Below are 22,833 nucleotides of genomic sequence, written 5' to 3'. Positions count from 1 at the left end.
CCCAGTACTGCTTGGAATGATGAGGATTGGCCGCGTCGGTTCTGCCGCATTGGCAGCATCGGCAATCTGCACCGTCCCTACGCCAGTATGAACTGGATCAGGTTCGACGGGTCACTGTGCGCATTGGGCTTCAAGCCCCGCCAACAGTATCTCAGCCCCTTGCCGGGGCACCCCTGGTGGAATGGCGCGATGGTGAACATTCGAACGAGAGATTGTCAAGCCGTTCTGCGGCTGGAAATCGAGGGGACGGCCTGCCGATTTCGTCTTCATCCAGGTGGATAATAGCTTTAAGGGAACCTGCGTGGTACCGTTTTCCAAATACCTGCCGAGGGGGCACCTATGTCGGTTTTGCATCGCAACAACGTGGCTGTCCGCGGTTCTGGCGAGAAGGCGATGATGTTCGCCCACGGCTTCGGCTGCGACCAGAACATGTGGCGGCTGGTCTATCCAGCATTCGAGGACGAGTACAGGATCGTCCTGTTCGACCATGTCGGCGCCGGGAAGTCGGATCTCTCCGCCTATGACCACGACAAATACGCTGATCTGCAAGGCTATGCCGACGATGTCGTCGAGATCCTCCGAGAGCTGGAACTGAATGACGTCATCTTCGTTGGCCATTCGGTAAGCGCCATGATTGGCGCTCTCGCCTCCATAAAGGCGCCCGCACTGTTTGAGAGCATAGTCATGGTAGGGCCTTCGCCTCGCTACATCGACGAAGGGGACTACAAGGGCGGCTTCTCGCAGTCTCAGATCGAAGAGCTTCTCGATTTCCTCGACGACAACCATATGGGCTGGTCGGCAGCGATGGGACCGACGATCATGGGTAATCCGGATCGGCCTGAACTCTCCGAGGAACTCGTGAACAGCTTCTGCAGGACCGATCCCGATATTGCACGTCATTTCGCCCGCGTCACCTTCACCTCCGACAACAGGGATGACCTTTCGCGCGTGAATACCCGGACGCTGGTCCTTCAATGCGAGGAAGACGTGATCGCCGCTCCGCATGTGGGTCAATATGTGCACGAGAAGCTTCCAAACAGCGAGTTTGCGCTGCTCGAGGCGACAGGTCACTGCCCGCATCTGAGCGCACCCGATGAGGTCATCAGTGCAATGAGGAATTTCCTTTGAGCGCAACCGGGCAATTGGCGGACGGCTTGACTGAAGATCTTGAGGATCTCTACGAGCGTGCCCCCTGCGGTTATGTTTCGCTGGACCGTCACGCTCGCGTGGTGAAGGTCAACACCACCATCTGCACCTGGCTGGACAGGTCGGCAAAGGAGATCCTGGGGCGACCCTTCCATGAAATGCTGAGCGTGCCGAGTCGCATGTTCTTCGAGACGCATTTCGCCCCTCTGCTGCGCATGCAGGGCTTTTTCCACGAGGTTGCCGTCGATCTGGTGGCGAACAACGACGAACGCCTGCCCGTGCTTGCCAATGCGATGGAGCGACGGGATGCGCAGGGCAATCTGCTTTTCACGCGCATTACAGTCTTCAAGGCCGCCGAGAGGCGTCGCTACGAGCGGGAAATGGTGGAGGCACGGCGTGCCGCCGAGAAGGCCCATGCAGCGCTGGGAAAGCTGAACAATGAGCTGGAACGGCGCGTTGAGGAAACCGTCGCCGAACGGCTGAAGCTGGAACGGGCGCTCCAGAGTGAGCGAAAGCAGGGAGACCTGCGCGAGCAGTTCATAGCCGTGCTAGGGCATGACCTTAAAAACCCGCTTGCGGCCATCGATTCGGGCCTGCGGGTATTGTCTCGCGAGCAGCTGAGCGATCGCGGAGAGCAGGTGCTGAGCCTGGTGGGCAAGAGCACGAACCGCATGGTCGAGCTGATCGACGACGTTCTGGACTTCGCGCGCGGTCGCCTGGGCGAGGGCATTCCCGTGGACCGGAGTCCGCCAGGGCCGCTGACACCGGTTCTGCAGCAGGTCATCGAAGAGATCGCATCGAGCAATCCCGATCGGGAGATAGTTGTAAAGCTTGAACTGAGCAGCGACGTGGAGTGTGATCGCCATCGCCTGGCACAGATGGTTTCAAATCTGCTGGGCAATGCTGTCATTCACGGCGATCCCGAACGTCCTGTCAGGCTGGAGGCGCGCGAGGAGAACGGTCGGTTGGTGCTCAGCGTCATCAATCACGGCAAACCCATTCCGGCGGAGGTGCGCAAAAGGCTGTTCCATCCCTTCTCGCGTGGAGAGCCGGGGGGAACCCACAAGGGTCTCGGCCTTGGCCTGTACATCGCACGCGAGATCGCGGTTGCGCATGGCGGCACCTTGCGTGTCAAAAGCGACGAAATGGAAACCCGCTTCACGCTGCGCATGCCGCTGCGTGCACCGACGCCTCGTGCGCCCTCGAAGTAGCACCGAGAACTACTGCATCGGGCATCCCTCGGAACTCAGCGCTCCTTTCGGATATCCTCACGCGTGTCTTCGACGAAATCTTCAGACACGGCTGTCGCAGCATTGCCGAAAGCATTGCGCACATAAGTCGCCACGGCCGCAACCTCTTCGTCATTCAGCTTCCACTCGAATGCGGGCATGACGTGGCGCGTGGGGTAGCGTTCGGTCTGCGCCGCTCGTGCACCTTCGAGTATGATGCGTACCAGAGACGTGGCGTTTGAGGACTGTGCGAGCGAGGATTTCGCAAGCGCCGCAAACTGGCCGGGGATGCCCATGCCATCAGGGGCATGGCAGGCAGAGCATTGTGCCTCGTAGATGGTGCGGCCGAGCAGCATCTCCGGTTCATCCTCATCCAGAGGTTCGTGCTCTTCCGTGTCCTGCGCGGGGATCGAGCGGATATATTCGACGATGGCCTGCACATCCTCGTCGGTCATGTGGCTCGTCGAAATCTCGATCACTTCGGCCATGGGACCGAAGGCCGCGGTCCGATCATTGCGTCCGTGCTTGAGGAACTCGAAGAGCTGCTGGTCGCTCCAGTCGCCGATGCCGTCGTCAGCGGAGCTGGTCAGGGAAGGGGCCCACCAACCCTCTGCATAGCCACCGGTAAACGCATCGTCGCCCTCCTTCACCGCACCGATGATGTTCTTCGGCGAATGACACATGGCGCAGTGGCCTAATCCATCCACAAGATATTTCCCGCGATTCCAGGCTTCGGATCGCTCCGGATCCGGTTCGAATTCCCTGTCCTCGAAGTTGAGCATGTTCCATCCGCGCAGGGCAAAGCGCATGCTCAAGGGCCAGGGAAAATCGGGCTCGCGAACCTGCTGGCGCACCGGTTCCAACGAGTTCAGATAGGCAAAGATCGCATTGCTGTCGTCGCGCGTAACGACCGTGTAATGCGTGTATGGAAAGGCCGGATAAAGCCGCTCTCCATTGGGTCGGATGCCCTCGTTCATCGCGCGATAGAAATCTTCAGCGGTCCAGGCACCGATCCCCGTTTCCTCGTCCGGCGTGATGTTGGCCGTGTAGATCGTGCCGAACGGCGTCGGCAACGCGTAATCGCCTGCCATCGGCTTGCTCTCGTCGACCGTGTGGCAGGCAGCGCAATCACCGGCACGTGTCAGATACTGTCCGCGCTGACGCATGGTCCAGTCATTGGCATCGACGGCCATGGCGGCGGTGGAAGCCATGAGGCCAACGAGCGTTGTTCCTGCAAAGATGACGCTGCTTGATCTAACCATCATGCCTGCACCAGCGGTCCGGGATTGCTCAGATACTGCTCACGAATGGCCTGCACCGAATGGTAGGCCAGCGCTGCTACTGTGCCTGTCGGATTGTAGCCGGGGTTCTGCGGGAAATTGCCCGCACCCATCAGGAACAGGTTGGGCAGGTCCCAACTCTGATTGTAGCGGTTGGTGACGCTGTCGGCCGGGCTCGCGCCCATGATATGCCCTCCGGTATTGTGCGTGGTCTGATAGGGCACGATGGAATAGGGGCCCTCCCGGCGGCTGACCTTGTAGCTCTTCGGGTTCATCACCTTGGCGATGTCCACCAACCTGTCGGTGAGGAAGTTCGACATGTTGTAGTCGTTTTCGGTGAAGTCGAAGGTCATGCGCAGAAGCGGTCGGCCATAGGCGTCGCGATAGGTCGGATCGAGATCGAGATAATTCTGCCGGTAGCTCATCTGGGCGCCATGCGCGCCGATGCTGATCGAGTGTTGGTAGTTCTCGCGGACGGCCTTCTTGTATCGAGCACCCCATGAGGGTGTGTCTTCTGGTGTCGGCTGGTGCTCGATGGGTCGTCCGTTGGTCTGCCACTGAGCAAGATAGCCGCCCCCGATGAAGCCGAGCCCGGTGTGATCGAAATTGTCGCCGTTGAAGTCGTCCACGCACATGCCGAGCGCACCGGCGCCGACGAAAGGGTTGAACCAGGTATCGTCGTCATAGAACAGCGTCACACCTGACATGGTCTGATAGGCGTAGTTCTTGCCGACGAGCCCTTCACCGGTGCGGGGATTGTAGGGCTGCCCGATACCCGACACGAGCATCAGGTGAACATTGTGCGTGATATAGGCGGCGAGGATAACGATATCGGCCGGTTGCTCGACCAGTTCCCCCTCCGCGGTGATGTATTCCACGCCGGTTGCGCGCGTCTTCTGCTTGTCGGTCAGCACTCGAAGCACCATGGACTCGGTGCGCAGCGTGAAGTTTTCCTTCTCCATCAGAACCGGGAGGATGGTCGTTTCTGCTGTCGCCTTGGAATAATTCCCGCAGGCGAATTTCTCGCAAAAGCCGCAATAGGTGCATGGTGCCAGAGAAACGCCGAGCGGGTTCGTGTAGGCTTGGCTCATATTGGCCGAGGGACCGGGGAACGGGTGATAGCCGAGTTCCGCGGATGCCTTGGCAAAAAGCGTCGGCCCATAGACCATGTCCATGGGCGGCGTGGGGTACTCGGTGGAGCGCCAGCCCTCGAACGGGTTGCCGCCGAGCTGGATTTCGCCCTTGATATTGCCCGCCTTGCCGGCAATTCCGCACAGATACTCGAACTGCGTGAAATGCGGCTCCAGGTCGTCATATGTGACACCCCAGTCCTGGACCGTCATGTCTTCCGGGAGTGCCCCGTAGCGCTCCTCGTTGTGGGAGCGCGCGACGAAATCGGACGGCAGGAATCGCCAGGTCTGCCCGTTCCAGTGCACGCCGGACCCGCCGACATTCGTTCCCGGCAGAAACGAGCCCAGCTGACGCATCGGCAGGGCGATCTCGTTCGTGTTGTTGCGAAAGGTCAAAGTCTCGCGGCTCAACGACTCGAACAGCTCATGGCGAAAGCGGTAGCGCACTTCGTCCTGCGCATTGGTGACGGCAAAATCTTCGGAGGTTGCCCGCCAGACGCCGCGCTCCAGGGCTAGAACCTCAAGCCCCTCTTCGGTCAATTCCTGCGCGACGATGGAGCCGGTCCAGCCAAGCCCAACGATGACCACATCCTTGCGCGGCATTATGCGTGCCATGCTCTAGTCTTCCCTGCTTTCGGGGGTAAATCGGGTGAAGCCTGCAACAGACACCGGTTCGAGCTCGACACGCCTGTTGTACCAGTCGACATATGGCCGGTAGTCGTAGCGCGCGCCGGGAAAGCCGATCATGCGCCATGATTCCATGTTGCGGTTGCCGCCATGGACGGGATCGCCGAAATAGCCTTCCTTCGTGTTCTGCAGAAGCATGGTGAAGAAGTCCGTGGCGCTGGCTTCGCCAAGTTCCATCTCGCCTTCTTCCAGCTGCCTGAGGATATCGTCCTGCTGGTCAGGCTCCAGTTCCGCAAAATGCGCGCCGTGGCTATCCACAACGCGTTGCTCGATCTCGGCAATGGCGGTCCGGTAAAGCCGCGCGGGTTCGCCTGATTGGTAACCCTGCTGTTCGCTGCCTTTCAGGAATGGGGGCTTCGTGTAGTAGATCGCACCGCGCCCGAATGGGCCTGCCAGTTGGTGATCGATAAAGTTCACCACCCCAAGCTCCGAGGCGCTCGGCCATTCATCGGCCGGAATGAACCGATCGACGGCGGCTGTCAGAAATGCGCGCTCTTCCTCTGTGAGAAAGCGAAGTGTCGGATCATATCCGCGGGGGGAGGGAAAGGGTGCGGGGCGATAGGGCATCTCGCCCGAATATTCCCGGCTTGAAAGCAGGGCGGGGCTTACACCGGCCAAGATGCCGGCGGATGCGCCGAGCAGCAGTCTACGACGTGAGAAACGAAACAACTGCCTCCCTCCGTACAAGTCTCACCTTCCATCTCAATGACTGCAGCCGGATCAAGTTCCATTTTTCTCAGCACATCAGCGGGAAGGCTTGGTTCCGGCGTGAAAACTCCTTATCTGGCAGGACAACGCAGGAGATGGATGATGACTGAGCCCACACGCGAAGCAGTTTTGGAACGCTTGTCCTCGATCAAGGACCCCGGTCTTGAGGGCGACATCGTCTCGCGTGGGCTTGTTTCGGAAATCTTCATCGCGGATGGAAAAGTCTTCTTCTCCATCACCGTCCCTGCCAAACGTGCCAAGGAGCTCGAGCCGCTGCGGGCGGCTGCGGAAGATGCGGTCAAGGAGATTCCGGGCGTGAAGGGCGCGATGGTCGCGCTGACTGCTGAGAAGGAAGGCGGAGGCATGGGCACGGAACCTGCCCGCAGGCCCGACCCCAAACCTGCACCTCAGCCACGCAGCAGCCAGAAGGCGGGCATTCCCGGTGTCGAAAAGATTATTGCGGTTGCCAGCGGCAAGGGCGGAGTGGGAAAGTCCACCACTGCGGTCAATCTGGCGCTTGCGCTTGCGGGCGAAGGCTTGAAGGTCGGCATCCTGGACGCCGATATCTATGGCCCCTCCATGCCGCGCCTGCTTGGGTTGAAGGGCAAGCCGGAGATGGTCGATTCCAAGACGCTCAAGCCGATGGAAGCATATGGCGTGAAGGTCATGTCGATCGGCTTCCTCGTCGAGGAAGAAGCGCCGATGATCTGGCGCGGGCCAATGGTGATGTCTGCACTCAGGCAGATGATGCGGGATGTCGCCTGGGGTGAGCTCGACGTCATGGTGGTGGACATGCCGCCGGGAACGGGTGACGCGCAGCTCACCATGGCGCAGCAGGTGCCGCTTGCAGGCGCGGTCATCGTCTCCACGCCACAGGATCTGGCGCTCATCGATGCCCGAAAGGGCCTCAACATGTTCCGCAAGGTCGAAGTGCCGCTGCTCGGCATTGTCGAAAATATGAGCTACTTCATCGCCCCTGACACGGGCAAGCGCTACGACATCTTTGGCCATGGGGGGGCTCGTTCGGAGGCGCAATGCCTTGGCGTGCGCTTCCTGGGTGAGGTCCCGCTCACCATGGACGTGCGTGAACTCTCCGATGCAGGCGACCCGGTCGTTCACTCGAATCCGGATGGTGCACAGGCCAGAACCTACCGGTCAATCGCGCGCGGCGTGCTGGAGCAGCTTGCCCTCGAAGGTGAAGCCGCCCAGGCTCCGGCCATCCTTTTCGAGTGAAGTGACAGCTGGCCCGATGCAGGGCGTGTCCTAAGAAACAGCCTCTTCCGCCGACTTGCCGCTGACGCATTCGTTGAAGTCCGAGAAGAACTGGGCTGCAAGTTTCTTTGAAGTCGATTGGATCAGGCGACTGCCGAGTTGCGCCATCTTGCCTCCGACATCCGCCTTGGCGGTGTAGGACAGGATGGTTGCCTCCGGGCCATCCTCTTCAAGCGAGACATCCGCACCGCCCTTGGCAAAGCCGGCAACACCGCCCTTGCCCTCGCCGGAAATGGTGTAGGAGTGCGGCGGATTGAGATTGGTCAGCTCAACCGCACCGTTGAACTTGGCCTTGATGGGCCCGATCTTGAGCGAGACGGTGGCGGCAAATTCGGTGTCGGATTTCTTCTCAAGCTCTTGGCAGCCGGGGATGCACTCCTTGAGGATGTCGGGATCATTGAGTGCCGCCCAGACTTTCTCGACCGGCGCTTCAATGCGCTCCTGGCCTTCGATCTCCATCGCCATGCTCATCTCCTCCATGTGTAGTGCTTCTTCTGGCTAGCTCAGCTCCGGTGGCTTGTCCATCGGCCTTGCTGCCAATCCGCGCGTGAAATAATCCTGTCATGCCTCGCGGCTACGCAGGGGCAATTGAGCCGGCTTCCCTGCCGGTACTGGATCTGGGGGTGAATTTGTCACGCATGGCTGATGCCGGTGAAGTTAGACGGAAAGGCTGGGTCAGTGAAGTTTTCGCCGCCTTCCTGAAGCTTGGCCTGACCTCCTTCGGCGGTCCGATCGCGCATCTGGGCTATTTTCGCGATGAGCTGGTCAAGCGCCGAGGCTGGCTTTCCGACGACGCTTATGCGGAGCTCGTGGCACTCTGCCAGTTCCTGCCGGGCCCGGCCTCAAGCCAGGTCGGTTTCGCTCTGGGGCTGCAGCGCGCCGGTGCACTCGGTGGTTTGGCCGCATGGACCGCTTTCACCTTGCCCTCGGCCTTTCTGCTTGTCCTGTTTGCGTATCTTGCCGACAGCCTGCAGGGTGAAGTTGGACAGGGGCTGGTTCACGGGTTGAAGCTCGTGGCGGTTGTCATCGTGGCCCAGGCACTGCTCGGTATGGCGCATGCGCTTTGTCCCGATCGCAAGCGCGCCGCCATCGCCCTCGCAGCGCTTGCGCTTGTCACTCTTCTCACCAGCGCCTTTGGTCAGGTTCTTGCGATTTTGGCGGGTGCGGCTGCAGGCATGACATTGATGGCCCGCACAGACGACACGACAGCGCCTGCACTGGCCTTCCCCGTCAGCCGAAGGGTGGGATTTGCTGCGCTGGTGCTTTTCGCCCTTTTGCTATTCGGTCTGCCACTGCTGAACGGCATTGCAGGAACAGGCGCGATGGAACACGCCGATATCTTCTATCGTGCAGGCGCGCTGGTCTTCGGTGGTGGCCATGTGGTCCTGCCGCTCCTGCAAGCTGGAACCGTCGAACAGGGGCTTGTCAGCAGCGACGTCTTCCTCGCCGGATATGGTGCTGCACAAGCCGTACCCGGTCCGCTCTTTACCTTCGCCGCCTATCTTGGTGCCGTGATGCAGGGGGCGCCTTCGGGTGTGGCGGGTGCGGCACTGGCGCTCGTCTTCATCTTCCTGCCGGGTATCCTGCTTCTTGTCGGTGTGCTGCCATTCTGGGCAGCCATCAGGAAATTCCCGCTGGCGGCGTCAGCCATCAAGGGTGCCAATGCGGCGGTGGTCGGCATATTGGCTGCAGCACTCTATCACCCGGTCTTCACCACCGGTGTGCTGTCGCCGCTGGACTTTGCCGTTGCGGCGACTGCCTTCATGCTGCTCGTTTTGTGGAAGCTCCCGCCATGGATGGTGGTCGTCTTCTGCGCGCTTTCCGGCGTGTTGATGGCGGCTGTTTAGGCCGCCACCGAACGCCGGTTCGCCACTGCTGCCAGTTCACGAATTCCAGGCTCGATTTGCTGAAGGGCAATCGAGGAAATGCCAAGACGCATGAAAGGTGAGGAGCGCTCCGGCCCGTCGAAGAAGCGCGGTCCCGGTTCCACCAGCACGCTGCGCTGGGCCGCCGCTTTCGCGATTGCTTCGGTGTCCGTGCCGGGTGGCCCCTGCAGCCAAAGCGAAGTGCCGCCGCGCACATCGCAGGCGCTCCATTCTGGCATATAGGTATGTATCGCATCCAGCACCTTCTCCCGCCGCTCCTCGAAGGCGGAGGAGAGCCGGCGGACAAGCGCATCGTGGTGGCCCAGCGACAGGAACAGTGCGACCGCGCGCTGGTTGTTTGCGGGCGGATGGCGCAGCATGAAGCGGCGCAGCGCACGCAACTCGGCCACCAGATCAGCCGGTGCCACGATGTAACCGAGGCGCAGGCCTGGTGCGAGCGTCTTGGACATTGAGCCGACATAGATGACGCGGCCGGTGTGATCGAGACCCTTGAGCGCTTCCTGCGGCGTTTCGTCCGCAAGCTGGCTGTCATAGTCGTCCTCGATGACCACCCAGTCGTTTTCTTCCGCGCGCGCCAGGAGCGCCTCGCGCCGTGCCCGGCTGAGCGGCACCATGGTCGGGCAATGATGGCTTGGCGTCGTGAAGACAAAGTCGGCATCCTGCGGGATGGCCTCCACATTGATGCCTTCCTGATCGACCGGCACGGGTAGCGTTTCGGCACCCGCCAGGCGGAAGATGGAGCGTGCATCAGGATATCCCGGATTTTCCATCGCGACCCGCGCGCCGCGCATCATCAGAAGCGTGGAGAGCATGTAGAGCGCATGCTGCGCACCCAGCGTCACGATGATCTCGTCGGGATTGGCGAAGATGCCGCGTCGCGGCAAGAGCCGGGCCTGGATCTGCTCGATCAGAAGCGGATCATCCTTGTCGACCATGTCGGCCGCCCAGTTGCGGATTTCCAGAACCGCCAGCGCCATGCGGTTGCACTCGCGCCATTCCGCCGTCGGGAATAGTGCCGGGTCGAACTGCCCATACACAAATGGATAGGAATACTGCATCCAGTCGCCGTGCTTCATGCCTTCCGGCATGTCGGATGCAAAGACCTGACGCCGCGCCTTCCAGTCGATCTGGCCGGTTTTCTTCGGTCCTTTGCGGGCGGCACGGGGCGGTGAGGCCAACACTTCCGGATTGACGAAGTGACCGCGGCGCTCGCGCGCGATCAGGAACCCCTGGTCCACGAGTTGCTGGAAAGCCAGCACCACAGTGCCACGCGCCACGCCCAGTTTGTCCGCCAGAATACGGCAGGACGGCAGTGGCATGGACGGCGCGATCTGGCGGTCCAGAATGGCGGAAACGATGGCCTGACGGATCTGCGCCTGCAGTGTCTGTCCGGAATCGGGGGATATTTTGAAGAGCCCTGCCCACAGGGCTGTGTCATTTCTCGTTGGCATAGCAAACCTCTCGCGGGCGGATGCTATATACGCCTTACTAAATTCGCAAGCCTGGACCAAACAATTGCACCAAAACCCTTGTATCTTATAGCTTTGCCTGCGCTTCACATTTGCTGCACTGCGCCCTAGATTGCCGCCGAACCGTCAGGAGAGGTTGTTGATGAGCGCGTATGAAGCTGCACTGGAAGCCCTGAAAGATCATGCAAGGGGAATCGCCGACTTCGATCTGCGTGACACTTTCGCGAAGGATCGGGATCGGTTCGCACGCTTTTCGGCCAGCCACGACGACCTGCTTCTCGACTACTCGAAATGCGCCGTGACCGAGGAAACGCTCGATCGCCTCGTGAAGCTCGCGCAGGTTGCGGGTCTTGCCGAGCGCCGCGAGGAAATGTTTTCCGGCAAGCACATCAATATTACCGAAGACCGCGCCGTCCTGCACACGGCCCTGCGCGCCGGCGCGAACAGCGCAATCAATGTGGACGGGCAGGACATCGCCAGCGACGTCGAATCCGTGCTTCGGGACATGTCGAAATTCGCCGAAGCCGTTCGGTCCGGCAGCATCAAGGGTACCAGCGGCAAGCCCTTCACCGATGTGGTGAATATCGGCATTGGCGGCTCCGATCTCGGGCCCGCGATGGCAACGCTGGCACTCGCGCCGTTCCACAACGGTCCACGCCTGCACTACGTGTCCAATGTCGACGGGGCACATATCGCTGACACGTTGGACGGCCTTGATCCGGCAACCACGCTCTTCATCGTTGCTTCCAAGACCTTCACCACCATCGAGACCATGACCAATGCCCGCACCGCGCGGGACTGGATTGCCAAGGCGCTGGGTGAGGACGCTGTCAGCGCCCATTTCGCAGCCGTTTCCACCGCGCTCGACAAGGTGGCTGATTTCGGTATTGATCAGGACCGCATCTTTGGCTTCTGGGACTGGGTCGGCGGGCGCTATTCGCTCTGGTCAGCTATCGGTCTCCCGATCATGATCGCCGTCGGCGCCGACAGTTTCCGGAAGATGCTGGAAGGCGCACGCGATCTCGACAGGCATTTCCGGCAGGCACCGCTTCGTGAGAACCTGCCCGTGCTGCTTGGTTTGATCGGCTTTTGGCACCGTGTCGCCCGCGGCTACCCGGCCCGTGCGGTCATCCCCTATGACCAGCGCCTGGCACGTCTTCCGGCCTATCTCCAGCAGCTCGACATGGAATCGAACGGCAAGCGCGTGCGCCTCGACGGTACGGATGCGCTGACACCCACCGGCCCGCTGGTATGGGGTGAGCCCGGCACGAACGGCCAGCACGCTTTCTTCCAGCTTCTGCATCAGGGCACTGACGTCATTCCGGTGGAATTCATCCTCGCCGCCAAGGGCCACGAGCCGGAGCTGAAGCACCACCACGACCTTCTCATCGCCAACTGCCTGGCCCAGTCCGAGGCGCTGATGAAGGGTCGCACGCTGGAAGAGGCCCGCGCACAGTTGCAGGCCAAGGGCATGGACGCCGAAAAGATCGAGAAGATCGCGCCGCATCGCGTCTTCCCCGGCAACCGTCCCTCGCTCACCATCCTCTACGAGACGCTCGACCCTTATTCCTTCGGCCGCCTCATCGCCCTCTACGAGCACCGGGTCTTCGTCGAAGGCGTTCTTTTCGGCATCAATTCCTTCGACCAGTGGGGCGTCGAGCTCGGCAAGGAACTCGCCACCGAACTCCAGCCGGTCGTCGAGGGGAAGAAGTCAGCCGATGACCGCGATGCCTCCACCGCCGGCCTCGTCGCGCAGGTAAAGGCGCTGCGGGAGCGGTGAGGGGGAGTAGCGAATAGCGAATAGTGAATCGGGAATAGGTGTGGGTAGTGGAGCGCGCACCACTCCCTCCTATCAGGAGAAGGCGCTGCCATCGCCACAGCCAATCTCCCCCCTTGTGGGGGAGATGCCTGGCAAGGTAGAGGGGGTGTGCTTGGCACTGCCGACCAAGGAAATGATCAAGCAGCCTTTGCCGCAATCCGCTTCCTGATGCTTTCCACATCCGCCCGTGGCGTCGCGGCGAAAAGCGTCTTCGTGTAGTCGTGCTGCGGGTTGGAGAACACCGCTTCGCGCGTGCCATATTCCACTGCTTCGCCGAAATACATCACCATCACCTCGTCGGCGATATATTTCACGACCGAAAGATCGTGGCTGATGAAGACGAAGGTGAGGCCGAACTCGTCCTGCAGGTCGGCGAGCAGGTTGAGCACCTGTGCCTGAACCGAAAGATCGAGCGCCGAAACCGGCTCGTCGAGGACAAGCAGACGCGGATTGAGCATGAGCGCGCGGGCAATCGCGATGCGCTGGCGCTGACCGCCGGAGAACATGTGCGGATAGCGGTTGAAGTGTTCGGGCTGGAGCCCGACCTTCAACAGCATCTGCATGGCGCGTTCGCGACGTTCGGCCGCCGGCACATTGTCATTGATGATCAGCGGCTCCATGAGCACGTCGCCGATCTTCTGCCGCGGATTGAGTGAACCATAGGGGTTCTGGAAAACGATCTGCACCTTGCGGCGCATTTCCGAGGTAAGCCCCGCCTTGGTGATGTCGACCGGCTGGCCATCTATCAGAAGCTCGCCGCTGGTCGGCGCATCGATCATGGTGATGATGCGGGCAAGCGTGGACTTGCCGCAGCCGGATTCGCCCACAATGGCGAGCGTCTTGCCCTTTTCCAGCTTGAGGTCGATGCCCTTCAGCGCATGGATGGTCTTCTGCTTGGAAAACAGACCACCGCCCACATGGTAGTCGCGGGTAATGCCGCGGGTTTCGAGAACGATTTCGCTCATCACTGTGCTCCCTCGGCGGGTGCCTCTTCGAAGTTGAAGTCGGAGACGGTCGGCAGACGGTCGCCGGTGGCATTCTCGGGCAGGGCCGACAGAAGCGCGCGCGTGTAATTGCTCTTCGGGTTCTCGAAGAGCGAAAGCACGTCGGCTTCCTCCATCTTGCGGCCCTTGTACTGCACGATAACGCGGTCGGCGGTCTCGGCGACGACGCCCATGTCATGGGTAATCATGATCATGCCCATTCCCTTCTCCTCCTGGATGGAAACGAGAAGGTCGAGGATCTGCTTCTGGATCGTCACGTCGAGTGCCGTGGTTGGCTCGTCAGCGATGAGCAGCTTCGGATTGCACGCAATTGCCATGGCGATCATCACGCGCTGGCACTGCCCGCCCGACATCTGGTGCGGATAGGCGTTGAGCCGATCCCCCGCATTGGGCAGGCCCACTGCCTCGAACAGCTCCACCGTGCGTTCACGCCGCTGGCGGCTGTTGAGATTGGTGTGCATTTTCAGCGTCTCGTCGATCTGGTAGCCGACGGTGAAGCAGGGGTTCAGGCTTGCAATCGGCTCCTGGAAGATCATGGCGATGTCCTTGCCAACGATCCTGCGGCGCTCCGACGGCGACAGATTGAGGATGTCGCGGCCCTGGAAACGCATGGCATCGGCGGTCACGCGAGCCGTCCAGGGCAGAAGGCCCATGACGGCCAGCATCGAGACCGACTTGCCGGAGCCCGATTCACCCACGATTGCAAGCACCTCGCGCTGGTCGACATGGAGCGACACACCATTGACGGCGCGAAGCACGCCGCCTGCGGTATCGAATTCGACGGTGAGGTTCTCGATTTCGAGAAGATGTCCGTTGTCAGCCATGTCAGGACCTCTTCAGCTTGGGATCGAGCGCGTCGCGAAGACCGTCGCCCATGAGGTTGATGGCAAGCACCGTGACCAGGATCGCGATGCCGGGGAAGGTGACGACCCACCAGGCGCGCAAAATGAATTCGCGGGCCTCGGCAAGCATGGTTCCCCATTCCGGCGTCGGCGGCTGCGCACCCATGCCAAGGAAGCCGAGTGCTGCTGCATCCAGAATTGCCGTGGAGAAGGAGAGCGCTGCCTGCACGATAAGCGGTGCGGTGCAGTTGGGCAGGATGGTCTTGAACATCAGCCGGATGTTCGACGCACCTGCCACGCGCGCGGCGGTCACATAGTCGCGGCCCTTCTCGCTCATGACCGCAGCACGCGTCAGGCGCACATAGTGCGGCTGCTGCACAAGCGCGATCGCGATCATCGCATTGACGAGGCCCGGTCCCAGAATGGCAACGAGAACGAGCGCCAGAAGCAGGGACGGGAAGGCCAGGATGATATCCATGGCGCGCATGATGACGGTATCGACCGCACCACGGAAATAGCCGGCAATCAGCCCGATGAAGATGCCGACGGACACCGCCACCGACACGACGACCACGCCGATAAAGAGTGAGAAGCGCGCACCATAGATGAGGCGCGAAAGAAGGTCGCGGCCCACCGCATCCGTGCCAAGGATGAAGGACCAGTTGCCGCCTTCCTGCCAGACGGGCGGCAGGAGGAACGCGCCACGGTTCTGAACGCTTGGGCTGTGCGGTGCGATTACCGGCGCCAGAAGCGCGATGACCACGATGGCGAGGAAAACGTAAAGGCCGATGACCGCGCCCTTGTTCTGGCTGAAATAGTACCAGAACTCGGCAAGGCGTGCGCGGCGGGTGACGGCAATCTGCTTGCCGCCTTCAAGGCCGATAGCCGCATTGGCGTCTTTTGCTTGTGACATTGTTCAGTGCCTGATTCTGGGGTTGATCAGACCGTAGAGCACGTCGACGATCAGGTTCACGATCATGATGATGGCGGCGATCAGGAGAAGGCCACCCTGCACCACGGCGTAGTCGCGCTTGAAGACGCTATCCACCATCCATTTGCCGATGCCAGGCCACGAAAAGATCGTTTCCGTCAGGATGGCGCCGGCAAGCAGCACGCCGACCTGCAGGCCGATCGTGGTGATGACGGGGATGAGTGCGTTGCGCAGAGCGTGAAGGCCAATGACCCGACGCGGCGGCAGGCCCTTGGAGCGGGCCGTGCGCACATAGTCCTCGCCCAGCACCTCCAGCATGGCCGAGCGCGTCTGGCGGGCAATCACCGCAAGCGGGATCGTTGCCAGCACGATGGTCGGCAGGATGAGATGTGATACGGCAGAGGCAAAGGCTCCCTTCTGTCCCGAAAGCAGGCTGTCGATCAGCATGAAGCCGGTCACCTGGGGGAAGAAGTAGAGAAGCGAGATCCGGCCTGAAACGGGCGTCCACTGAAGGATGCCGGAGAACAGGATGATCAGCAGCAGGCCCCACCAGAAGATCGGCATGGAATAGCCGACAAGGGCAGCACCCATCACCGACTGGTCGAGCCACGAGCCGCGCCGTACGGCCGCAATCACGCCGACCGGAACACCGATGGCGATGGCAACGATGATGGCGCAAAGCGACAGCTCGATTGTCGCCGGGAACAGGGTCATGAACTCCTCGAGAACAGGGCGCTTGGTCACGATGGACGTGCCGAAATCACCCTGGAGAAGATCCGCCATGTAGTTGAAATACTGCATGAAGATCGGCTGGTCGAAGCCATAGGCCGCGCGCAGCTCGTCATAGCGTTCCTGCGACATGCCGCGCTCGCCGGCCAATAGCATGATTGGGTCGCCGGGCAGCAGTCGAATGAAGGAGAAGGCGACGATGGACACACCGATAAAGGTCGGGATCAACAGCGCCAGCCGGGAAAGAAAAAACCGAAACATGAACGGCAAAGCCGGCGACAGCTTCTAAGCTGCCGCCGGTTCCTGTCTTAGAGTGAAGTGGCTTACTCGGAAATGTCCACGCCTTCGAAGGAGTGGCCGCCGAGCGGGTCCATCTTGTAGCCGGTGACTTCCTTGCGCATTGGCATGTGAACGACGGAGTGAGCGATGGTTGCCCATGGAGCTTCACGCTTGAAGACCTCCTGGGCCTCCATGTAGAGCTCGGCGCGTTCTTCCTGCGTCGAAAGCGTCTTGGCCTTCTGCACCAGGTTGTCGAACTCCTCGTTGCACCACTGTGCGCGGTTGGAACCGCCTACGGCGTCGCAGCCGAGAAGAACGGCGAGGAAGTTGTCCGGATCACCATTGTCACCCGTCCAACCGAGCAGAACCGCACCGTCGCGGTCTTCAGCCTTCGAACGCTCCAGATACTCGCCCCACTCATAGGAGACGATTTCCACATCGACGCCGATCTTGGAGAAGTCTTCCTGTATCAGCTCGGCCATGCGGCGGGCATTCGGGTTGTAGGGACGCTGCACCGGCATTGCCCAGACCTTCATGGAAAGGTCGGAGACGCCAGCTTCTTCCAGCATCTTCTTGGCTGCTTCCGGATCATACGCGTCGTCTTCAACATTCTCGTTGTAAGACCACATCGTCGGCGGGATCGGGTTCTTGGCAGCTTCGCCTGCACCCTGGAACACGGCATCAAGGATGGCTTCCTTGTTGATGGCCATGTTCAGCGCCTTGCGCACTTCCGGCTTGTCGAACGGTTCCTGCTTGGTGTTGTAGGCGAGGTAGCCGACATTGAGGCCTTCCTGCTCCATCACCTCGATATTCTCGTCGTCCTTCAGGCTCTGCACGTCTGCCGGGTTCGGGTATGGCATGACATGGCATTCGCCCGCGAGCAGCTTCTGCTGACGCACGGAAGCTTCCGTGGTGATGGCGAAGACGAGATCGTCGATCGGCTGCTTGCCTGCCCAGTAGTCCGGGTTGGCCTTGTAGCGGATGACCGCGTCGGGCTGGTAGGCAACGAACTGGAAGGGACCGGTGCCGATCGGCTTCTGGTTCAGATCGGATTCACTGCCGGCTTCTGCCAGCTTGTCGGCATATTCCTTCGAGAAGATCGATGCGAAGTCCATGGCGAGATTCGCAATGAACGGTGCTTCCGGACGGGTCAGGTTGAACTTCACCGTATAGTCGTCAACCTTCTCGATGGACTCGAGCAGGTCCGGCATGGACATGGCGTTGAAATATTCCCAGGACGCGCCTTCAACATAGGAGTTGTAGGCGTTGTCTTCCTTGAGCTGACGCTCGAAGGAGAAGATCACGTCATCGGCATTGAAGTCGCGAGACGGCGTGAAGTAGTCCGTCGAATGGAACTTGACGCCTTCGCGAAGCTTGAAAGTGACTTCCGTGCCGTCCTCGGAGATTTCCCAGCTTTCGGCCAGACCTGGAACAACTTCCGTGGTGCCAGGCTTGAACTGCACGAGACGGTTGTAAACCGGCTTCGACGAGGCGTCGAAGGTGGTGCCGGCGGTGTAAAGCGCCGGGTCAAATCCCTCCGGGCTGCCTTCGGAGCAATAGACGAGTGTCTTGGCTGCTGCAGCGCCACTGAGCATCGTGGCAGCCATGAGTGCAGCCGCAAACGTCAAACGGGTTTTCATCAGGTTTCTCCCTGTCGTTATGTGAGCCGTCCCATCCCGGCTCTTGGAGCGGGCATATAAGCAAAGATCATTGGAACTGGGAACTCCCCTTTGGCAGATCGCCGCAATAAAATTTCACATATCATGAATATTGTTGCGCGGCGCTGCCTTTACCTTCAGCCTGTGAAGAACCGAGACAAGGTCGTGGAGAATGGACATGGAAGCGGATTGGAAGAAGGGCGTGCTGGACTTCTGGTTCACGGAACTGACGCCGGAGCAATGGTTCACCGCCAACGAGGAAATCGACACGACCATCCGCAACCGGTTCGAGCCCATCCTGCAGGAGTTTGCGGAAGAGGTGCCGGATGAAGCAAGGACGACAGTGGACGGTGCTCTTGCAGGGGTGATCCTGTGCGACCAGTTTCCGCGCAATATCTACCGCCGCACCAGCCGTGCCTTTGCTTTCGACCGGTTAGCCTTGGATCTGTGCCATCATGCGCTCTCGCGTGGCTTCGACAAGGAGATGGAGACGAAGCAGAAGCAGTTTCTCTACATGCCGCTGATGCATTCCGAGGCCATGGGCGATCAGGATCGGGCGGTGGAACTGTTCACGGCGCTCGGGAATGAAAATGCACGCAAATATGCGGTCGAGCATCGCGACATCATCGCGCGCTTCGGGCGTTTTCCACACCGTAACCGTGTTCTGGACAGGGATAGCACTCAGGAAGAAGAGGCATTTCTGGAAGGGCATGAAGGCTACGGTCAATAGTGGGATGAATCGCACGAACCCCTTGCTACACAACGGGTTCACACCATAAGGTGGTGTTATGAGTGCAAGCGCTTTGAAACCTTCAGGGGCAGGTTCACCATAAAATTTGGGCTTGCATTTTCCCGTTGACGTGTACGTTAAAGTCAGAACATCTTTTTCCAGGGAGGGAAATTTTGGCGAAGTCGAGCGATACGAAGACCACCAGCGCCCCGAAGACGCGGGCGCGCAAGGCACCAGCGAAGTCTGCAGCCGAGGGAGAAGTCGCAGACGCCCCCAAGCCCGCGCGCAAGAAGACCACGAAAGCGGCTGCTCCGGCCAAAACCGCATCGACAGACGCAAAGGCGACTTCCGCGCCAAAAACAGCTGCCCGCAAGGCACCAGCGAAGCCCGCAGGCAAGGCCGCCGCTGCAACATCCTCCAGATCCACCACGCGTTCCAGCGCAACGAAAGCAGGCGCAGCAGCCAAGGGTGCCGCAAAACCTGCCGCCGCGGCAAAGGCGGCACCGAAAAAGCCCGCTGCGAAATCCGCTTCGGCAGCAAAGGGGACGGCCAAGACCGGACCGCGGCCATGGCTGGCGACCTATCCGGACGTTTTGCCGGCGGAGATTCCTCCTTTCGCGCATAATTCCATAGGTGAGATGTTGGTGGAGGCTTGCCGCAAGCATTCCGACCGACCGGCTTTCACCTGCATGGGGAAATCGATCACCTTCGCGGAACTGGAATCCGCTTCGCGGGACTTTGCGGCCTATCTCCAGTCGCTGGGTCTCAAGAAGGGCGCACGCGTTGCGGTGATGATGCCCAACGTTTTGCAGTATCCCGTGGCGATGATGGCCATTCTGCGCGCCGGCTACACGGTGGTGAATGTCAATCCGCTCTACACCCCGCGCGAGCTTGAGCACCAGCTCAAGGATTCCGGTGCCGAGGCAATTGTCATTCTCGAGAATTTCGCCAAGACGCTGCAGACGGCCATTGGCAAGACCGATGTGAAGCATGTTGTTGTCACCACCATGGGCGACATGCTTGGCCTCAAGGGTCATATCGTCAACTTCGTCGTCCGCAAGGTCAAGAAAATGGTGCCGGATTGGAAGCTGGCCGATCATGTGTCCTTCAAGACGGCAATGAAGAAGGGTGCTGACGCCAGCTACACCAAACCCGAATGCACGCTCGAAGACGTGGCATTCCTGCAATATACCGGCGGCACGACCGGCGTGGCCAAGGGCGCGATGCTCACCCACAGCAATGTCATGGCCAATGTGATGCAGAACGAGGCGTGGCTTGAGACCGCCTATATCGATCAGGCCCGGCCGGAGCGTTCCATCTATATCTGTGCCTTGCCGCTCTACCACATATACGCGCTGACGGTGAACGCGCTGATGGGCGTGAAGCTGGGCGCGGAAAACGTGCTGATCCCCAACCCGCGCGATATTCCCGGCTTCGTGAAGGAGTTGAAGAATTACAAGTTCAACGTCTTCCCCGGCCTCAACACGCTCTTCAACGCACTGCTCAACAACGAGGATTTCCAGAAGCTGGACTTCTCGTCGCTGAAGCTCACCTTCGGCGGCGGAATGGCGGTGCAGAAGGCCGTGGCCGAGCGCTGGATGAAGCTCACCGGCTGCATGATCGCGGAAGGCTATGGCCTGTCGGAAACCTCACCGGTCGCGACTGCCAATCTGTTCAACGCGAAGGAGTTTACGGCCACCATCGGCCTGCCGCTTCCCTCCACGGATGTTTCCATCCGCGACGAGGACGGCAAGGAGGTCAAGCAGGGCGATGTGGGCGAGATCTGCATCAAGGGTCCGCAGGTCATGGCCGGCTACTGGAACCGCCCGGAAGAGACAGCCAAGGTGATGACGTCCGACGGCTATTTCCGCTCCGGCGATATGGGCGTCATGGACGAGCGCGGCTTCGTGAAGATCGTGGACCGCAAGAAGGACATGATCCTCGTCTCCGGGTTCAACGTCTATCCGAACGAGCTGGAAGACGTTGTTGCAGCCCATCCCAAGGTGCTTGAAGTTGCAGCCGTTGGCGTTCCGGACGAGAAGTCGGGCGAGGTGCCCAAGCTCTTTGTTGTGCGCAAGGACGACAGCCTCACCGAAGAAGAGATCATCGAGTTCTGCCGCGACAAGCTGACGGGCTACAAGCGCCCGCGCCATGTCGAGTTCCGCGACGAACTGCCGAAATCCAATGTCGGCAAGATCCTGCGCCGCGAGTTGCGCTAGCCGCCGACGCACCACATTCAAAAAAAGCCCCGGCATCGCTGCCGGGGCTTTTTTGTTGCGTCCAGTTGGGGCCGGTTCAGACCACCATGACAGGGCAATCCGCAAGGCTCGTCACCTTGTGCGAAACGCTGCCAAGGAGATAGCCCTCCAGATCACCCAGTCCACGGCTGCCGAGCACGATCAGGTCCGCTTCCTTGTCCTTGGCGAATTTCACGATGGTGCGCGCTGGCTGGCCCGCCTTCACAAAGGCGCGGGCGCGGGGGCTCTCATGCTCCAGCGCATATTGCTTGGCGTGTTCCGCGATCTCCCTGGAATGTTCGCGCAGCACGTCATCCATGTTGCTTGGATCACTGGCCCTGACCATGGACATCGACTTCTCACGCAGACTGTGATGCCGGTAGACAGTCAGGATCAACAGTTCCGCATCCGTTGTCTTCTGCATCTCGACCGCGAGTTTCAACGCCTTGAGTGCGCCTTGCGAGCCGTCGACCGGTACCAGTATCCGTTCGAACATTTCCAGTCCTTCTAGCGGAATGCCAGGTCACGCAGGAAGAGCGCGATCTGCGGGAAGAAGATCAGCGCCGCCGAGACGCAAAGCAGGATCAGGATGAAGGGCGGCGTACCACGCACGACATCCATATAGGGCCGCTTGAAGACGGCGATGGCCGTGAAGATGTCGCAGCCGAAGGGCGGGGTCGCCGAGCCGATCGCCACCTGCAGCGTGATGATCGTGCCGACCAGAACCGGGTCCAGGCCGACATTGTCCACCACCGGAGCAAAGATCGGGACCAGAACCAGGATCACGACGATCGGGTCGACAAACATGCAGCCGATGAAGAAGGCGATGGAGATGACCACCAGAACGCCAATCTGGCCCATCTGGTCGATGCCGATGCCGGCCAGGATCTGCTGGGGGATCTGCGCAAAGGAGATGACCCAGGAGAACGCCGCACCCGCCGCCACGAGGATGAAGACAACGGCAGTGATAAGACCGGTGGACTTGGCCGTCTTGTACAGGCCGTGCAGGTCAAGCTCGCGGAAGACCACCATTTCAAGGAAGATGGCATAGAGAACACAAACGGCTGCAGCCTCGGTCGGGCTGAAAATGCCGCCATAGATGCCGCCAATGATGATTGCCGGGAAACCCAGTGGCCACAGAGCCTTCTGCGTGGTGCGCAGGCGCTCGCCCCATGTCGCCTTCTCCTCCGTGGGCACATTGTGCCGCACGGCGTAGATGTAGGAATAGATCGAGAAGAGCAGCAGGATCAGAAGACCAGGGCCGACACCGGCAATGAAGAGCTCGGAAATCGAGGTGTTCGACACGACGCCATAGATGATCATGCCGATGGATGGCGGGATCAGGAAGGCGATGTCGGAGGAATTGACGATCAGCGCCAGAATGAAGCTGTCATTGTAGCCGGCCTTCAGCATGCGCGGACGTAAGGGTGAACCGATTGCCACGACGGTCGCCTGGGTCGAACCGGAAACGGCGCCGAACATGGTACAGGCCGCAGCCGTGGATACGGCAAGGCCGCCACGGATATGCCCGACGAAGGACATGACCATGTCGATGAGGCGCCCCGCAGACTGGCCGCGCGTCATGATGTCGGCAGCAAAGATGAACATGGGCACCGCGATCAGCGATGCGGGACGGATACCGGCCATCATCTGCTGGACCATGGTCTCCAGCTGACCAAAGCCGCCGAACAGCGTGTAGAATCCGACAAAGGAGCCGATGATAAGCGGGATCATCATGGGGAAGCCGAGAAGAAGCAGCACGACCATGATGGAGAAGATTGTTACAGCCATGACGCG

General features: G+C 60.4%; 19 protein-coding genes and 1 riboswitch. Of the genes, 7 read left to right on the top strand and 12 right to left on the bottom strand.

What is annotated here, in order from left to right; translation table 11 throughout:
* Window positions 1–56: 56 nt before the first annotated feature.
* A riboswitch (TPP riboswitch) is annotated at window positions 57–185 on the bottom strand.
* A 154-nt stretch (window positions 186–339) separates the two neighbouring features.
* Window positions 340–1,128: an alpha/beta fold hydrolase gene (locus EL18_RS11245; protein ID WP_036483005.1), complete on the top strand. Its 789-nt coding sequence runs from the start codon at window positions 340–342 to the stop codon at window positions 1,126–1,128.
* Window positions 1,129–1,154: 26 nt separating this feature from the next.
* Window positions 1,155–2,357, top strand: coding sequence for a PAS domain-containing sensor histidine kinase (locus EL18_RS11240; RefSeq protein WP_244444556.1), 1,203 nt, complete (start codon window positions 1,155–1,157; stop codon window positions 2,355–2,357).
* Window positions 2,358–2,392: 35 nt separating this feature from the next.
* Here the strand turns inward: EL18_RS11240 and EL18_RS11235 are convergent, their stop codons facing one another.
* The 3 genes from EL18_RS11235 to EL18_RS11225 are packed head-to-tail and all read right to left on the bottom strand — an operon-like array spanning window position 2,393 to window position 6,141.
* Window positions 2,393–3,640 (bottom strand): c-type cytochrome, encoded by a 1,248-nt coding sequence (locus EL18_RS11235; protein ID WP_051914054.1) that lies wholly within the window; start codon window positions 3,638–3,640, stop codon window positions 2,393–2,395.
* Window positions 3,637–5,400 carry a GMC family oxidoreductase gene (locus tag EL18_RS11230; protein WP_036482999.1) on the bottom strand — a complete coding sequence of 588 codons (1,764 nt, stop codon included), beginning with the start codon at window positions 5,398–5,400 and terminating at the stop codon, window positions 3,637–3,639. The genes EL18_RS11235 and EL18_RS11230 overlap by 4 nt, the downstream gene beginning before the upstream one ends.
* A 3-nt stretch (window positions 5,401–5,403) precedes the next feature.
* Window positions 5,404–6,141, bottom strand: coding sequence for a gluconate 2-dehydrogenase subunit 3 family protein (locus EL18_RS11225; RefSeq protein ID WP_036482996.1), 738 nt, complete (start codon window positions 6,139–6,141; stop codon window positions 5,404–5,406).
* Window positions 6,142–6,282: 141 nt separating this feature from the next.
* On the opposite strand from EL18_RS11225, the gene EL18_RS11220 reads away from it, so the two are divergent.
* A complete protein-coding gene (locus tag EL18_RS11220; protein ID WP_036484622.1) occupies window positions 6,283–7,413 on the top strand; it encodes an Mrp/NBP35 family ATP-binding protein in 1,131 nt (376 codons plus the stop codon).
* A 30-nt stretch (window positions 7,414–7,443) separates the two neighbouring features.
* Here the strand turns inward: EL18_RS11220 and EL18_RS11215 are convergent, their stop codons facing one another.
* On the bottom strand, window positions 7,444–7,917 hold the full coding sequence (locus EL18_RS11215; RefSeq protein ID WP_036484620.1) for an SRPBCC family protein: 474 nt from the start codon (window positions 7,915–7,917) through the stop codon (window positions 7,444–7,446).
* Between the two features lie 173 nt (window positions 7,918–8,090).
* On the opposite strand from EL18_RS11215, the gene chrA reads away from it, so the two are divergent.
* The gene (gene chrA, locus EL18_RS11210) at window positions 8,091–9,299 is read left to right on the top strand and encodes a chromate efflux transporter (RefSeq protein WP_036484618.1); all 1,209 of its coding nucleotides are present in this window, start codon (window positions 8,091–8,093) and stop codon (window positions 9,297–9,299) included.
* On the opposite strand, the gene pdxR is transcribed toward chrA, so the two are convergent.
* Window positions 9,296–10,789 (bottom strand): MocR-like pyridoxine biosynthesis transcription factor PdxR, encoded by a 1,494-nt coding sequence (gene pdxR / locus EL18_RS11205; protein WP_036482991.1) that lies wholly within the window; start codon window positions 10,787–10,789, stop codon window positions 9,296–9,298. The two genes, chrA and pdxR, sit on opposite strands and share 4 nt — an antisense overlap.
* 160 nt (window positions 10,790–10,949) lie before the next feature.
* On the opposite strand from pdxR, the gene pgi reads away from it, so the two are divergent.
* Complete coding sequence (gene pgi, locus EL18_RS11200) at window positions 10,950–12,587, top strand: glucose-6-phosphate isomerase (protein ID WP_036482986.1); 1,638 nt, start codon at window positions 10,950–10,952, stop codon at window positions 12,585–12,587.
* Window positions 12,588–12,763: 176 nt separating this feature from the next.
* Here the strand turns inward: pgi and EL18_RS11195 are convergent, their stop codons facing one another.
* The 5 genes from EL18_RS11195 to EL18_RS11175 form a co-directional block, all read right to left on the bottom strand.
* Entirely contained in the window at window positions 12,764–13,591 is an 828-nt protein-coding gene (locus tag EL18_RS11195) for a dipeptide ABC transporter ATP-binding protein (RefSeq protein WP_036482983.1), read from the bottom strand.
* Window positions 13,591–14,454: an ABC transporter ATP-binding protein gene (locus EL18_RS11190; RefSeq protein ID WP_051914052.1), complete on the bottom strand. Its 864-nt coding sequence runs from the start codon at window positions 14,452–14,454 to the stop codon at window positions 13,591–13,593. Before EL18_RS11190 ends, EL18_RS11195 begins: the two co-directional genes overlap by 1 nt.
* A 1-nt stretch (window position 14,455) precedes the next feature.
* Complete coding sequence (locus tag EL18_RS11185) at window positions 14,456–15,385, bottom strand: ABC transporter permease subunit (protein ID WP_244444555.1); 930 nt, start codon at window positions 15,383–15,385, stop codon at window positions 14,456–14,458.
* A 3-nt stretch (window positions 15,386–15,388) separates the two neighbouring features.
* Window positions 15,389–16,393 (bottom strand): ABC transporter permease subunit, encoded by a 1,005-nt coding sequence (locus tag EL18_RS11180; RefSeq protein WP_036482980.1) that lies wholly within the window; start codon window positions 16,391–16,393, stop codon window positions 15,389–15,391.
* Window positions 16,394–16,455: 62 nt separating this feature from the next.
* Window positions 16,456–18,051 (bottom strand): ABC transporter substrate-binding protein, encoded by a 1,596-nt coding sequence (locus tag EL18_RS11175; protein ID WP_036482976.1) that lies wholly within the window; start codon window positions 18,049–18,051, stop codon window positions 16,456–16,458.
* 196 nt (window positions 18,052–18,247) lie between these two features.
* Between EL18_RS11175 and EL18_RS11170 the strand changes: the two genes are divergently transcribed.
* Complete coding sequence (locus tag EL18_RS11170) at window positions 18,248–18,799, top strand: DUF924 family protein (protein ID WP_036482973.1); 552 nt, start codon at window positions 18,248–18,250, stop codon at window positions 18,797–18,799.
* Between the two features lie 173 nt (window positions 18,800–18,972).
* Complete coding sequence (locus EL18_RS11165) at window positions 18,973–21,018, top strand: long-chain-fatty-acid--CoA ligase (protein ID WP_036482971.1); 2,046 nt, start codon at window positions 18,973–18,975, stop codon at window positions 21,016–21,018.
* A 76-nt stretch (window positions 21,019–21,094) separates the two neighbouring features.
* Here the strand turns inward: EL18_RS11165 and EL18_RS11160 are convergent, their stop codons facing one another.
* Window positions 21,095–21,532: a universal stress protein gene (locus tag EL18_RS11160; RefSeq protein WP_036482968.1), complete on the bottom strand. Its 438-nt coding sequence runs from the start codon at window positions 21,530–21,532 to the stop codon at window positions 21,095–21,097.
* Between the two features lie 11 nt (window positions 21,533–21,543).
* Complete coding sequence (locus EL18_RS11155; RefSeq protein WP_036482965.1) at window positions 21,544–22,827, bottom strand: TRAP transporter large permease; 1,284 nt, start codon at window positions 22,825–22,827, stop codon at window positions 21,544–21,546.
* Between the last annotated feature and the right edge of the window lie 6 nt (window positions 22,828–22,833).

Origin of the sequence: Nitratireductor basaltis (assembly GCF_000733725.1) — a bacterium.
Lineage (GTDB): Bacteria > Pseudomonadota > Alphaproteobacteria > Rhizobiales > Rhizobiaceae > Chelativorans > Chelativorans basaltis.
Note: the sequence above shows the minus strand (reverse complement) of the source record. Positions and strands in the feature narration are given on the sequence as shown.